At 68.1% G+C, this 12,518-nt stretch carries 17 protein-coding genes, 1 tRNA gene and 1 pseudogene; 12 read left to right on the top strand and 7 right to left on the bottom strand.

All coding sequences use genetic code 11. The annotated features are described in order from the left end of the window. The first annotated feature begins 35 nt into the window (after nt 1-35). Nucleotides 36-575, top strand: coding sequence for a GAF domain-containing protein (locus G7043_RS50400; protein WP_390827520.1), 540 nt, complete (start codon nt 36-38; stop codon nt 573-575). Here the strand turns inward: G7043_RS50400 and G7043_RS20150 are convergent. Beyond that, complete coding sequence (locus tag G7043_RS20150) at nt 562-744, bottom strand: hypothetical protein (protein WP_166047546.1); 183 nt, start codon at nt 742-744, stop codon at nt 562-564. The two genes, G7043_RS50400 and G7043_RS20150, sit on opposite strands and share 14 nt — an antisense overlap. Between G7043_RS20150 and G7043_RS50395 the strand changes: the two are divergent. The 7 genes and pseudogenes from G7043_RS50395 to G7043_RS50390 form a co-directional block, all read left to right on the top strand. Further along, nucleotides 656-883: pseudogene (locus tag G7043_RS50395) on the top strand (hypothetical protein); the annotation flags it as partial. The gene G7043_RS20150 and the pseudogene G7043_RS50395 sit on opposite strands and share 89 nt — an antisense overlap. 58 nt (nt 884-941) lie before the next feature. Further along, a complete protein-coding gene (locus G7043_RS20145) occupies nt 942-1,568 on the top strand; it encodes a hypothetical protein (protein WP_166047544.1) in 627 nt (208 codons plus the stop codon). Then, a complete protein-coding gene (locus G7043_RS20140; protein WP_166047542.1) occupies nt 1,565-2,428 on the top strand; it encodes a DNA methyltransferase in 864 nt (287 codons plus the stop codon). The genes G7043_RS20145 and G7043_RS20140 overlap by 4 nt, the downstream gene beginning before the upstream one ends. Continuing rightward, complete coding sequence (locus G7043_RS20135; RefSeq protein WP_166047540.1) at nt 2,425-3,051, top strand: DNA-methyltransferase; 627 nt, start codon at nt 2,425-2,427, stop codon at nt 3,049-3,051. Before G7043_RS20140 ends, G7043_RS20135 begins: the two co-directional genes overlap by 4 nt. Beyond that, a complete protein-coding gene (locus G7043_RS20130) occupies nt 3,048-3,872 on the top strand; it encodes a DNA-methyltransferase (protein ID WP_166047538.1) in 825 nt (274 codons plus the stop codon). The genes G7043_RS20135 and G7043_RS20130 overlap by 4 nt, the downstream gene beginning before the upstream one ends. A gap of 9 nt (nt 3,873-3,881) precedes the next feature. Then, on the top strand, nt 3,882-4,169 hold the full coding sequence (locus G7043_RS48385) for a helix-turn-helix domain-containing protein (protein ID WP_242642468.1): 288 nt from the start codon (nt 3,882-3,884) through the stop codon (nt 4,167-4,169). 99 nt (nt 4,170-4,268) lie between these two features. Beyond that, nucleotides 4,269-5,939, top strand: a complete 1,671-nt coding sequence (locus G7043_RS50390; protein WP_166048211.1) for a tyrosine-type recombinase/integrase — start codon at nt 4,269-4,271, stop codon at nt 5,937-5,939. Here G7043_RS50390 and G7043_RS20115 read toward each other — a convergent pair. The 3 genes from G7043_RS20115 to G7043_RS20105 form a co-directional block, all read right to left on the bottom strand. Beyond that, nucleotides 5,901-5,974, bottom strand: a tRNA-Lys gene (locus tag G7043_RS20115). The two genes, G7043_RS50390 and G7043_RS20115, sit on opposite strands and share 39 nt — an antisense overlap. A gap of 67 nt (nt 5,975-6,041) precedes the next feature. Beyond that, entirely contained in the window at nt 6,042-6,659 is a 618-nt protein-coding gene (locus G7043_RS20110; protein ID WP_166047536.1) for a lysoplasmalogenase, read from the bottom strand. A 38-nt stretch (nt 6,660-6,697) separates the two neighbouring features. Then, nucleotides 6,698-7,261: a putative Ig domain-containing protein gene (locus G7043_RS20105; protein ID WP_313888016.1), complete on the bottom strand. Its 564-nt coding sequence runs from the start codon at nt 7,259-7,261 to the stop codon at nt 6,698-6,700. On the opposite strand from G7043_RS20105, the gene G7043_RS49915 reads away from it, so the two are divergent. Continuing rightward, entirely contained in the window at nt 7,209-7,367 is a 159-nt protein-coding gene (locus G7043_RS49915) for a hypothetical protein (RefSeq protein WP_313887981.1), read from the top strand. The two genes, G7043_RS20105 and G7043_RS49915, sit on opposite strands and share 53 nt — an antisense overlap. Nucleotides 7,368-7,382: 15 nt before the next feature. Here the strand turns inward: G7043_RS49915 and G7043_RS20100 are convergent, their stop codons facing one another. Continuing rightward, nucleotides 7,383-8,225, bottom strand: a complete 843-nt coding sequence (locus G7043_RS20100; protein ID WP_166047534.1) for a helix-turn-helix domain-containing protein — start codon at nt 8,223-8,225, stop codon at nt 7,383-7,385. 111 nt (nt 8,226-8,336) lie between these two features. Here G7043_RS20100 and G7043_RS20095 point away from each other — a divergent pair, with 111 nt between their 5' ends. Then, on the top strand, nt 8,337-8,690 hold the full coding sequence (locus tag G7043_RS20095) for a VOC family protein (protein WP_166047532.1): 354 nt from the start codon (nt 8,337-8,339) through the stop codon (nt 8,688-8,690). After that, the gene (locus G7043_RS20090; RefSeq protein WP_166047530.1) at nt 8,690-9,091 is read left to right on the top strand and encodes an SRPBCC family protein; all 402 of its coding nucleotides are present in this window, start codon (nt 8,690-8,692) and stop codon (nt 9,089-9,091) included. Before G7043_RS20095 ends, G7043_RS20090 begins: the two co-directional genes overlap by 1 nt. Here the strand turns inward: G7043_RS20090 and G7043_RS20085 are convergent. Continuing rightward, complete coding sequence (locus tag G7043_RS20085) at nt 9,066-10,562, bottom strand: flavin-containing monooxygenase (RefSeq protein ID WP_166047528.1); 1,497 nt, start codon at nt 10,560-10,562, stop codon at nt 9,066-9,068. The two genes, G7043_RS20090 and G7043_RS20085, sit on opposite strands and share 26 nt — an antisense overlap. Nucleotides 10,563-10,660: 98 nt before the next feature. Between G7043_RS20085 and G7043_RS20080 the strand changes: the two genes are divergently transcribed. After that, nucleotides 10,661-11,287, top strand: coding sequence for a TetR/AcrR family transcriptional regulator (locus G7043_RS20080; RefSeq protein WP_166047526.1), 627 nt, complete (start codon nt 10,661-10,663; stop codon nt 11,285-11,287). On the opposite strand, the gene G7043_RS20075 is transcribed toward G7043_RS20080, so the two are convergent. Further along, entirely contained in the window at nt 11,277-12,470 is a 1,194-nt protein-coding gene (locus G7043_RS20075) for an amidohydrolase (RefSeq protein WP_166047524.1), read from the bottom strand. The two genes, G7043_RS20080 and G7043_RS20075, sit on opposite strands and share 11 nt — an antisense overlap. Nucleotides 12,471-12,518 lie beyond the last annotated feature (48 nt).

Genomic DNA, 12,518 nt, shown 5'->3' with positions numbered 1-12,518 from the left:
CATCGGAAAGCCGACTAAAGAGTTCACTCGAATGAATGATTCGAGGGCGTCGCCATCAGCGTCTTGGAGAAGCTCCAAGCGCAGGGCCCTTGGCGGAGATAGCCTGCCTGAGCAGGCCAATCTTCGACCGGGGGGACGGAGCGATGGCGGCTGACTGGTTGTTGGTCGAGACGTTCGGGGGTAGTCGGTGCGAACCGACGGTGCTGGCTGCCGGCAGCAACCCGAAGAACATGGTTCCACTTCGTTCAGTTCTCGGACGGGGCCCTTTCCTCGCCGACGCACTGGGCGTGACCGCACGCGTGATTGAAAGCCGGCAGTCGGTCGAAGCTCGAACCACCACCGGCAGACGCCGCGTGATCGGTCACCCGCTGCTCGCGTACGGCGGTCTGGTCCACGGCGTCTACCTGTGGGTGGGACCGCTGGACGAAGATCCGCCCCCGCGGGCGCCTGGCACATCAACCTCACGCGGCACGTCAGCAGCCGATCTGACGATCTGCTCCGGCTCTACGGGACGAGGGCGGACAAGTGGCGGAACGAGCACGACCTCGCTGAGCTCTTCGCCTACCAGCGGCTGACGACGAACGCGGATGAGGCGAAGGCTCTGGCGCTCATCGTCAACGCGACGGAGGGCGCGGAGCACCTGGCCACGTGGACCGTGAACCGGGACGACGGTGAGCGGCGGGCGGTGCACTTCGCGTGCCGCTGCGTCGAGGTGAAGACTCCCGGCGGCAGGGTTGAGCTCATCGTCCGTGGAATCACCCACGACATCGGACCTGCCGAAAGCGTGCCAGCAGCGCCGCCGCCCACGCCAGTCCTGCTCGCGCAACAGGTCCTCGCGGCCGAGGCAACACCCGGACGCTGGCGGGCGATCGTCGACTTGCGCACGATGAGACTGCTGAAGTGGCTCGACAATCCCATGCCCGGAATCGCCTGGACGCTCGGTGCGCCGCACCGTCCGGCCGTACCTCGCGCCGTCAGCAACAGCGGGTGGCGGTCAGCTCCAGCACGGCCCGTACGCCGGACTCCGCGAAGCGGGTTGGACCGTCGTCCGACTTGGCCGCAGCGTCCAGACGCACACGGTTGTCGCGTCCGTCGTCACGGTCGACGGGCACCGCCGGAGCGGCCCGTTCGAGTCCGAATCCGGACCCCGGTCGTGCCCCGAGAGTCCGAATGCTGACCGCTACGACCTCGTGCTCGTCGCGGCCGAACCGCACACCTTCGACTGGTTCCGTCCGGCTGACTGGGCGGATCGGCTCACTCCGGCCGGCGTTCTCGTCGTCATTACCCGTGGTGCCCGCTCCGGTGGTCGGTTCGTTGATCCCGCGGGCCAACTGGTGCGCGCCGCGCACGACGCCGGACTGCGCTACGTCGATCGCATCGCCCTGCTGCGTGTGCCTGTCCGCGACGTTCTGCGCACCAGTGCGACGGCTGCGGGAACGCCTGGGGCGCCCTCTCCAGTTCGGCTTGCGACACCGATCCGGCACAGCGAGGTGCACGACGACCTTCTGGTCTTCGGGCGGCCAACCGACTCGGCTGGCGCTGCCGCGTCGGGAGGCGACCGCCGATGAACGACCGTGTCACGTCGGTATGGCCGACCGGGCAGCGCAACGCTCGGGCGCAGCTGCGTGAGGCTGGCTATGTCGCCGGTACCGAGTCGGACAGCGAGCGAATTCCACCTGCTGTCGCTGCACACGCGATCGCGATGTACACGCGCCCCGGCGACCTTGTCCTGGACCCTGACTGCGGCGCGGGCACCGTGCTGACCGAGGCGCTGCGCGCCGGCCGTCATGCGCTCGGACTGACAGTCCGCAAGCAGTGGTGGACGCTCGCCAGGGCCAACGTCACCGCCGCGAAGACCGCGGGCGCCTGGCAGGATGGCTCTGTTCTCGATGCCCGGCCGAAGACGCTCGCAACTGTCCGAGCGGCCGGGCTGATCGGACGAGTCGGACTCGTTCTGACCGGTCTGCGCACCACGCCGGATCGCGACCCGATCGAGTCCGTCACCGAACTCGCCAGAACGGTGGTCTACTGCGAGCCGCTTTTGCGTCCCGGCGGACACGTCGTAGTCGTCGCGCGTCCTCACCGTCGTTCAGACGGCTCGCTGGTCGACCTGACCACCTCGCTCATCGCCGCTGGGACCTCAGCCGGGCTGACACCGATCGAGCGGTGCATTGCGCTGACTGCGGAGCTGCGTGGCAGTCGACTCGTTACGCACGCCTCGCTCGCTGAGCGCCGTGTCGCCTCTCAGGCGCGGACCGCCGGCGCGCCGATGGCGCTCAACGCGCACCACGAGGTGCTCATCTTCCAGCTCGCGCACGACGCCGAACTCGCGGCAGCGGAAGCAGTCGCAACGCCTCTCGGCGAGGAGAGCTTCGCCTGCGCGGATGTAGACGGTGTCGTGCAGGACAGCTGGCGGCGAGTGGCATGACGGCGCGGAACTTGGAGGCCCTCCAAGCCTTGGCCGGCGAGTCTGTGAACTGCGTGATCGCGTGGCCAGCGTCCGCCATAGGGCGAGATGGCGTCATCAACCTCCGGAGGAAGTTCGGCGAGCTTCGGCGCGTGCTCGCGAAGACCGGCAGCGTGTGGCTGCGGTTGGCGGATACCGGGCAACGCGACGAGTTGGCGGGCATGCCTTGGCGTGCGGCGCTCGCGTTGCAGGCGGACGGCTGGATCGTGCGCAACGCCGTCGTTCTGCAGCGGTCCATATCGCTAGAGCGTGAAGAGCGACGCCTTGGCTCGGCGCACGAGCTCCTCTTCCTGCTCGTGAAGGAGCGGACCTACTACTTCGACCTCGATGCACTCGGTGAGACCTCGGGAACGGGTGTGCGCGAACTGCGCGCGAAGAGGCCTGGGGACGTGTGGTCGGTAGAAAGAGATGGCAACCGAGGAGGTTGTTTGCGGCTGACCCTTCGGTGCATCGCGGCGACGTGTCCACCAGGCGGCACCGTTCTCGACCCGTTCTGCTCGAAAGGAACGACAGCGGTCGCGGCACGACAGCTCGGTCGGAACTTCGTCGGTGTCACGCCGGACGTGATGAGGAGTGCAGCGTGAGTGATGGCTCGCTCTACTACCGAAGCACCGGCGTTGAGCTTCACATCGGTGATGCGTTGCAGGTGCTGCGCCAGCTGGACGGATGCTCCGTCGACTGCGTGGTGACCTCACCGCCGTACTGGGGGCACCGCGACTACGGGGTGCAGGGACAGTACGGACACGAGTCGCTCGTCGAGGACTACGTACATGTCCTGCGACTGGTGTTCGCCGAGGTGCGCCGAGTGCTGACACCGCAGGGAACCTGCTGGCTGAACCTCGGCGACTCCTACGGCGGCTCGTGGGGAAACTACGTCGCCGTCGGCTCGACCGCACCTACTGCAAGCGACGAGGTCCGACGGCGTCGCCACGGCACTCATCGGCCACCTCAGTCCCGAGCGCTGCGGAAGAGCCTGATCGGAGTTCCGTGGCGGGCGGCGTTCGCGTTGCAGGAAGACGGCTGGGTGCTGCGGAACGCGGTCGTCTGGCACAAGCCGAACGCCCGGCCCGAGTGCGTGCGCGACCGGCTCGGCACCTGCTACGAGTCCGTCTTCCTGTTCGCGACATCGAAGGACCACTACTTCGCACCTACCGATGCACCACTCGGGGACGTGTGGAGCGTGCCCGCTCAGCCCTATCGCGAACACACCGCGGTGGGACCGATCGAGATCGCACGGCGGGCGATCGGACTCGGGTGCCCGCCGGGCGGCGTCGTGCTCGACCCGTTCAGCGGCACGGCGACAACGGGACTGGCTGCGCGGCAGCTCGGTTGCTCGTACATAGGCATCGACCTCAACCCCGCGTTCCACGATCTTGCGATAGCCCGCTTTGCGGAGCAGGAATGAGGTGGCACCGTGGCAGCCAAGCCGTTGACCGTCGCCGAAGTCATGGCGCTGCCTGCCGTCGTCGACATCGTCGTCGCCGGCCGGGCTTTCGGACTCGGACGTACGACTTCGTACGCGCTGGCGCGCAAAGGTGAGTTCCCTTGTCGCGTTGTGCGAGTCGGTTCCGCCTACCGCGTTCCGACCGCCGAGTTGCGGCGGGAACTTGGACTCGAAGCGGCTCCACGGCCGTCGGCTCCGAGTTCGCAACCGCAGCCGATCGTGGCGAAGGTGATCCACAAGCGCCGAACTCGTAACTGACAGTCCACACTCGACACGAACGGATCCCTATGTCTCGGGCCAAGTTCACCCATTTCTCGGGCTCGCTCGGGCGCAGCCCGCAGCGCGAGCATCATAGGCATGCAATCCAGAACGCCTGACGCGTCGAAGGGCGTCGCGCTCGGTTCCACCTTCAAGCGCTGTTCGTGCCGCAACCCGGCGACGAACAAGCTGTTCGGCCAGTCCTGTCCGAAACTGCGCAGGAGCGAGCACGGCACGTGGGGCTACCGCATCGAGCTTCCCGCAGACGCGAACGGTGAACGGCGCCCTCGCCGCCGCACGACCTTCGACTCCGAGACCGCGGCGCAGGACGAACTCGACCTCGTTCGACGTCTCCTCGCGATCCCGAGGTCCGGTGACACCAAGGCGCTGACACAGGTCGGTGACCTCATCGCGGAGGCGCTCAGGAACCAGACGCCGATCCCCGACGAGGACACTGTGCGTCGCCGGGTGCGGCCGAAGGGCGGCCTGCGCGATCGCATCCAGGTCGGCCCGTACTTCCTGGAGTGGTTGCCGAAGCGGAAGGGCATCTCGAAGAACACCCGACGCAGCTACGAGTCCCACATCCGTCTGTACCTCGTGCCGTACCTCGGCGACATCTGGCTCGATGAGCTGGAGAGCGCCGACTTCACGCTCATGTTCGAGCGCATCGAGGAGTTCAACGAGCGGATCGAGGAGCTGCGCAACAGCCCGGACCCAGACCACCGCGCGCTGGTGAGGTACCGGCGTCCGGTCGGTATCGCTTCGATGCACCGGATCGTCGCCACGGCGTGCAAGGGCCTCAACGACGCGATGCACGGCGACGGGCTAATCACCCTCAACCCCGCCGTTAGGGTCGAGCTGCCGCCGGAGGTGCGTCCGAAGCCGCTCATCTGGACCGAAGCCCGTGTGGCGCGCTGGCTGGAGACGGGGGAGATCCCTGGCAAGGTGATGGTCTGGACGCCGGAGCAGACAGGCGCGTTCCTCGACTTCATCGCGCACCACCGGCTGTACGCGTTCTTCCACCTGCTCGCCCACGCCGGACTGCGCCGAGGTGAAGGACTCGGACAGTATTGGGTTGATCTCGATGAGGAAGCGGCGACACTCGCGATTCGATTCCAGCTGTTGCAGGTCGGCTGGGAAACCGAGTTCGGTACTCCGAAGACGGACAGCAGCGTGGCGATCATCACGCTCGACCGCGGGACGGTTCTGGAGCTGCGCGCTCACCGCTCACGGCAGCAACGTGAGCGTGACGCGGCGGGCGACGCGTGGGTCGACCTCGGTCTGATGTTCACCGAGCCGGATGGATCACCGTTGCACCCGGCTGACGTCACCGACCTGTTCAACAAGCTTGTCGAGCAAGCTGGCTTGCCGCCGATCCGGCTGCACGACCTTCGGCACGGCGCCGCGACCTTCGCGCTGGCTTCAGGCGCGGACATGAAGGTCGTGTCCAGCATGCTGCGGCACTCCTCGATCACCATTACCGCGGACACCTACACAGGCGTGCTGCCGCAGGTCGCCCGCAAGACTGCTGAGGGGATCGCCCGCCTCGTGCCGCGCAAGGTCGCCTCGGTCCGCGTGCTGCCGGACCATCCGGCGATCGAAGATCATCCGCGTCTCGGGCTCACCTCGGGCTCACAAACCATGATCCACAACGACGAAACGGAGAATGAAGATGGGGTCGGAAAATGCAAAGAAGCAGGTCGAGACGAATCTCAACCTGCTTCTCTGGAGTACGCCGCCAGGGACTCGAACCCCGGACCCGCTGATTAAGAGTCAGCTGCTCTAACCAACTGAGCTAGCGGCGCTTGTTTGTGTGTCGGGCACTCGCGTTTCCGACATGAAGAACGTTAGCACAGGGCATCCAACGGGTTTTCACGCGGGGTCGCCGGACGCCTCGAACCCCGTGTGGATCAGCCACTGCGCGGCCGCGTAGGTCGGCATGACCCCGGCCGCCGCCATCTGGGCCGCCCGTCCCGTGAGGACGAACCGGCTGGCGCCGAGCAGTGAGTCCGACACCGCGAACAGCGCCGCACCACCGAAAACCCGGCGTGCGCCCGGTCCGCGGACGGATGAGGCGGCGGCGACCATCGTGCCGAGAGTCAGGGCGTAGAGGCCCACCGGGCGGCCGAGAGGGCCTGCCGCGCGGGCGAAAGCGAAGGCCGCTGCGGACGACGCCGCGACGATCGGCACCACGGCCTTGCGGGAACCCGGTGATGAGCGCCGGGCGAGGGCGGCCGTGTAACCGATGTGCGCCACCAGGAAGCTGGCGAGGCCGGTGCGGAAGGCGCGGTCCGAGTCGCCGAGCAGGGCGATGTCGCCTGCCCACGAGCCGGCGAGGCCGAGTGCCATGCCGGGGTCGCGGGGAGGGCTGGCGGCGGCTAGTGCGGGCATCAGCGCTGGCTTGGTGACGACGCGCGCGGGTCGGAAGCGGCGCACGGTTGCCGCGATCGAGTCGACGATCGCGGCAACCGCGTAGGCCTGCTTGTTCATGAGCACCCCTCGCTTTCGAGGTGCTCAGGCTAGGTGATTCAGCTGAGGGTGAGTGCCGTGTCGTCGATCACGAACGACGTCTGCAGCGAGCTGTCCTCCGCGCCGGTGAACTTGAAGGTCACCGTCTGACCTGCGAAGGAGGACACGTCGAACGTCTTGAGCACGTAGCCTGCCGCGGCGTTCGTGTTCGAGAACGTGCCGAGCGTGGTGCTGCCTGCGGTGACCGTCAGCTTGTCCCAGACGGTGCTGCCGGTCTTATTGGTGTCGATGTGCAGGTAGAACGTCAGCGACGCCTTGCAGCCGGCGGGGATCGTCACCGACTGGGACAGCGAGGCGGTGTTCGACGAGCCCTTGCCGTTCAGCCAGGACGACCGCGTGGCGGAGCGGGCGGGCTGGGCGCTGTGCTGGCCGATGACGCCCGAGGTGGCCGTCCAGGAGGCGGTGCCGGACTCGAAGCCCGGGTTGGCGATCTTCTGGCCGGAACAGGCGCCGCCGCTCGTGCCGACGGTCCAGCTGAACGACGCGGAGCCGCTCTTGCCGGTGCTGTCCTTGGCGGTCACCGAGACGGTCGAGGAACCGGCGGCGGTGGGCGTGCCGGAGATGGTGTCGGTGCCCGAGTTGATCGACAGGCCGGTGGCGGACCGGTGGCGGACCAGGTGTGCGGCGCGGTGCCGCCGCTCGCGGACAGTCGAACCGGACTGCAGCTGACTTGTTCACACCTCGCTATTCGATCGCGTTTGGACGGATTGCTGCCGAAGATTCCTTTGTCGGGCTCGATGTTCGATTTGCCCCGAGAAGTCTGCGCAGTGCGGTTGGCGTGTGGCCGAGGTGCTCGCGCACGGTCCGGCACAGATGGGCCTGGTCGGAGAACCCCAGATCGGCGGCGAGCGCGGCGAGGCTCGGCTCGCCCTGCTCCAGTCGATCCAGTGCGCGAGCGACGCGAACCCCGTTGCGATAGCGGGTCAACGACACCCCGAGCTCGCGGCTGAAGGCGCGGCTCAACCGGTAGGGCGAGACGCCGAGCAGTTCGGCGAGCGGGATCAGGTTCGCCGATGCCGGATGGTCGTCACCGATCACGGTACGAGCCTTCGCGACCAGTGCCGAGTCGCCGGGGCCGCCGGGGACCGTCGTGGTGACCACCTGCTGGACGGCCTGCGCCACCAGGCCGACCAACCCCTCGGCGGCGCTGTCGGCGTCGGCCGCCAGCAGCCGTCGATGGGCCAGGTCGAGCTTCCCGTCCACGTACAGCGTCGAACCCGCCAACCGCGCCGCATCGCCTGCCAGAGAACGCCACAGGTCGGGTCTCATGCTGATCGACGTGCACACGTCGCCGCCGGCGGGATGGCTGAAGTGCTCCTCCTCGCCGGGCAGCCCGAGATAACCGACCGTCCGGTCGAGATCGGTGCACATGCCGCGGACCCGGCGGCGGAACCCACCGCTGCGCACGAGCACGAGCCGCACGTCCGCGCGCGGCTGCTCGGCCGACCAACCGCGGTGGTCGTCGCGGCAGTCCACCGCGGCCACGGTGAACTCCGGACGTGCCGCGAGAGCGTTGAAGGAGAGCACCCCTTCAGGCTAGGGGCGGGGTCTGACAATTTTCGGCGCAAGGATGTTCAAGACCCGGCGGGCGACGTCGATGCAGGCTGGTGCGCGTCAACCCAGAAGGAGCGAAACACCATGCCGGCCCTGGCTCAGCTCACCACGATCGTCCTCGACTGCGCCGACCCCGGTCCGCTGGCCGAGTTCTACCGCGCGGTCACCGGGTGGAAGGTCACCTCGAGCGACGACGACTCCGTCTACCTGGGCGAGGACGGCGTGCAGCTCGCCCTCGTCCGCGTGCCCGGTTACCAGCCACCCGCGTGGCCCGGCTCGGACAAGCAGGCGCACCTGGACTTCCAGGTCGCCGACGTCGACCTCGCGGTCAAGCAGCTGCTCGAACTCGGTGCCACCAAACCGGAGTTCCAGCCCGGCGACGGGCAGTGGACCGTCCTGGCCGACCCGCAGGGCCACCTGCTGTGTCTGGTGGCGTGATGGCGTCCATCAGCATTGAAGTCGTGATCGAGTCCAGCGCCGACGACGTGTGGAAGGTGATCGGCGAGTTCGCCACCGGCCCGTCGCGGATGGCACCGGGGTTCGTGGTGGACACACAGGCAGAAGGCGACTATCGGACCGTCACGTTCGCCGACGGCACGGTGGTCAGGGAACGGCGGATCGGTGTCGACGACGACGCACGCCGAATCGCCTACTCGATCGTTGGCGGCTCCGTGGAACCGGAGCACGACAACGCGTCCATGCAGGCGTTCCCCGACGGCGAACGGCGCTGCCGGCTGGTGTGGACCCGGGACGTGCTGCCCGACCGGCTGGCCGCGCCCATCGCCGAGTCGATGACGCGCGGCCTGGACGTCATCAAGCGGACTCTTGACGCTCGTTGACCGGCGCGTACGTGTAGTGCTCCACCGGGAAGCGGTCCGCTGCCCGGTGGGCGCTGATCGTCGAGGTCGGCCGGAGCAGGGTGGCTTCACCGTGCTGGTTGAAGTAGTAGCTGTGCGCGGTGGCGCAGTGGCCGAGCGAGAACACCGAGTTCCGCGTGACCTTCGTGCGCATGCGGTCGAGGAACTCGTCGTTGGCCTGCTGGGTGACCTCGAACAGCGAGGCGTCGCGTGAGTGCATCGCGGTGAACAGCCGCCGGATGTGCTTCATCTGGCACTCGATCGTCGTGAAGTACGACAGTCCGCTGTAGGAGTAGGGACTGTTGAGCGACAGGTAGTTCGGAAAGCCCGGCACCGTCACGCCTTCGTAGGCCTGGAACCGGTTCTGCCGCCACCACACGCCGAGGTCCCTGCCGTCGCGGCCGATCACCTGGAACGCGGGGAAGTTGGTGTCCCAGAGGTTGAATCCCGTTGCCAGGACCAGAACATCGACGTCCACGCGGCGGTTCGCGGTCACGAGACCGGTGGCGTCGACGCGTTCGACGGTGGACGTTTCGAGGCGCACGTGCGGTTTGGTGAACGTGCGGAAGTAGTCGTTGGAGAACGTTGGCCGCTTGCAACCGAACGAGTAGTCCGGCGTGAGCTGGCGGCGCAGTTCGGGATCGCGGACCTGGCGGTGCAAGTGCTTGCGGCACCACCACTCCGCCAGCCGGTTCGCGACGCGCAACTGCCTGTAGTGCACGACTCCCGAGATCATCATCAGCTCGAGGACCGAGCTGCCCAGCCACCGCGCGGCCCGCTGGACGAACGGCAGCCGTGCGAACACCGTCCGGGCGGCCCGCGGGATCCGGTAGTCGGGCTTGGGGCTCACCCAGATCGGCGTCCGCTGGAACACCGTCAACGCGGCCGCGGACTTCGCGAGTTCGGGGATCAGCTGCACGGCCGTGGCGCCGGTGCCGATGATCGCCACCCTTTTGCCGGTGAGGTCCGTCGGCTCCCACGCGGCGGTGTGGATCACCTTGCCCGCGAACGCGTCGATGCCCGCGATGTCGGGCTTCTTCGGCATGGACAGGAATCCCGTGGCGGTCACCAGGTATCGCGCGGTGATCGTCTCGCCGCCCGCGACGACCTCCCAGTGATCGTCCCGCCAGCTCGCGCCGGTCACCGTCACGCCGAAGCGCATCGACGAACGCAGGTCGTACTTGTCCGCCACGTGCTCGGCGTACCGCTTGAGCTCCTCGCCCGGCGCGAACAGCCGTGACCAGTGCGGATTCGGTTCGAACGAGTAGGAGTAGGTCGAGGACGGGATGTCCACGGCGAGGCCGGGATAGCGGTTCACGTGCCACGTGCCGCCGAGGTCGTCCTCCCGTTCCAGGATCAGCAGGTCGTGGTGGCCGAGCCGCTTGAGCTCGATCGCCGCGCCCATACCGCCGAACCCGGCGCCGACGACCACCGCGTCGTACTGGGGGGCCATCCCGACCTCCTCGCCACAACGGAATCGCGTGTCAGTTCCGGAACCGTATGTCAGTTCTCAGGTGATCACAAGTGTCCGCAGGTCATAGACTTGAGCGCATGACGTCCAGTGCCGAACCGGTCAGCCGCGCCGAGCGCAAGAAGCAGGAACTGCGCCGCGAGATCATCGACGCGGCCTTCGACTGCTTCGCCGAACGGGGCTACCACGCCACCGGCATCGCCGACGTGGCCACGCGCCTCGGCATCGGGCACGGCACGTTCTACCGCTACTTCCAGAACAAGCGGGACATCGTCGACCACGTCGTGGACGAGCTGGTCGCGCGCATCACCGGCGCCCTGACCGCGGAGAACGCGCCGGACGCGGTGTCGACGCTCGCCGAGTACCGCGAGCAGTCCGCGCGCATCGGCGAGTCGCTGGCCCGCATCTTCGGCGAGGACCCGCGCGTCCCGCGGCTGCTGCTGTTCGAGGCGCCGGGCATCGACCGGGCCATGGCCGAACGCATCCTCGACCTGTTCGACCTGGCCGCCGCGATGACCGCCGCGTACCTGTCGCACGGGGTCGAGCTGGGCTACCTGCGCGCCGACCTCGACGTCGGCAACACCGCCAGGGCCATCAACGGCATGATCCTCGGCTCGGCGATCACCACGCTGCGCACACCGGAAGACCAGCGCGCGCTCAGCGAGGCGGTCCGGCGCGTGATGTACGACGGCATCGCTAGTTCCTGAGCCACTCCCGCGCGGCGACGACCAGCGCGCCGACCCCGGTCGTCAGCGTCGGCTCGATGTCCGGGGCGAACTCGGGGGAGTGGTTCATCGCGACGGCCCGGCCGGATTCCCAGTTCGAGAAGTCGATGCCGCCGAAGAACCAGAACACCGTCGGCACGCCCGCGGCCGAGCCGAACACGCCGGCGTCCTCGCTGGCGTTGACCGTCGCACCGGGAATCAGCCGCTCCGCGCCGAAGTGCTCGGTGAACGCGGCCACCGTCCTGCCGGTCGCGCTTTCGTCCGACACCAGCACCGGTGTGCCGCCGTGCCACTCGATCTCCGGCTCACGCGGCGCCCCGGACGCCGCCGCCTCCGCACGCACGATCCGTTCGACGGCACTGCGCACGATGCCGGCGATGTGCTCGTTGAACGACCGGATGTTCACCCCGATCTCGGCCGTCTCCGGAATCACGTTCTCCTTGGTGCCCGCCTGCAACCGTCCGACCGTGACGACCGCACGCTCCGACGGTGAGATCTCGCGCGAGACGATCCCCTGCAGCCGCACGACAACATGCGCGGCCATCAACACCGGATCAACAGCCGTCTCAGGCGCCGAACCGTGCCCACCCCGTCCGAACAACGTGATCCGCGCCGAGTCGGACGCCGCCATCACCGGCCCGCTGCCGTGCGCGATGAACCCGGCGGGCAACGGCCCGACGTGCTGTGCCAGCACGACGTCCGGCTTGCCGAACCGGTCGAACAGCCCGTCCTCGACCATGGCCCGCGCGCCGCTGCCCAACTCCTCGGCGGGCTGGAAGACCACGAGCAGGGTTCCCGACCACTCCGCGCGAGCCCGTGCGAGTTGCTCGGCCGCCCCGATGAGACACGTGGCGTGCATGTCGTGCCCGCACGCGTGCGCCACGGGCACCTCTTCGCCGTCGGAGTTGGTCGCCCGCGTGGTCGAGGCGTAAGGCAGTCCGGTCTTCTCCTCGACCGGCAGCGCGTCCATGTCCGCGCGGAGCATCACGACCGGACCGTCGCCATTGCGCAGTACGCCGACAACGCCCGTGCCGCCCACCTCGGTGGTGACGTCGAAGCCCAACGGCCGCAGCGCATCCGCGAGCACTCCGGCGGTGCGGAACTCCTGCAGCGACAGTTCGGGGTGGCGGTGCAGGTCGCGGTAGAGCTCGTGCAGGTCGGTCATGACTCGATCCTGTCACGGGTCACCGATCTTGACGGCGGGCCTCCGACG

The sequence above is a fragment of the Lentzea alba genome (assembly GCF_011067745.1).
Lineage (GTDB): Bacteria > Actinomycetota > Actinomycetes > Mycobacteriales > Pseudonocardiaceae > Lentzea > Lentzea alba.
The sequence above is the reverse complement of the archived record's forward strand: the minus strand, read 5'-3'. Positions and strand labels throughout refer to the sequence as shown.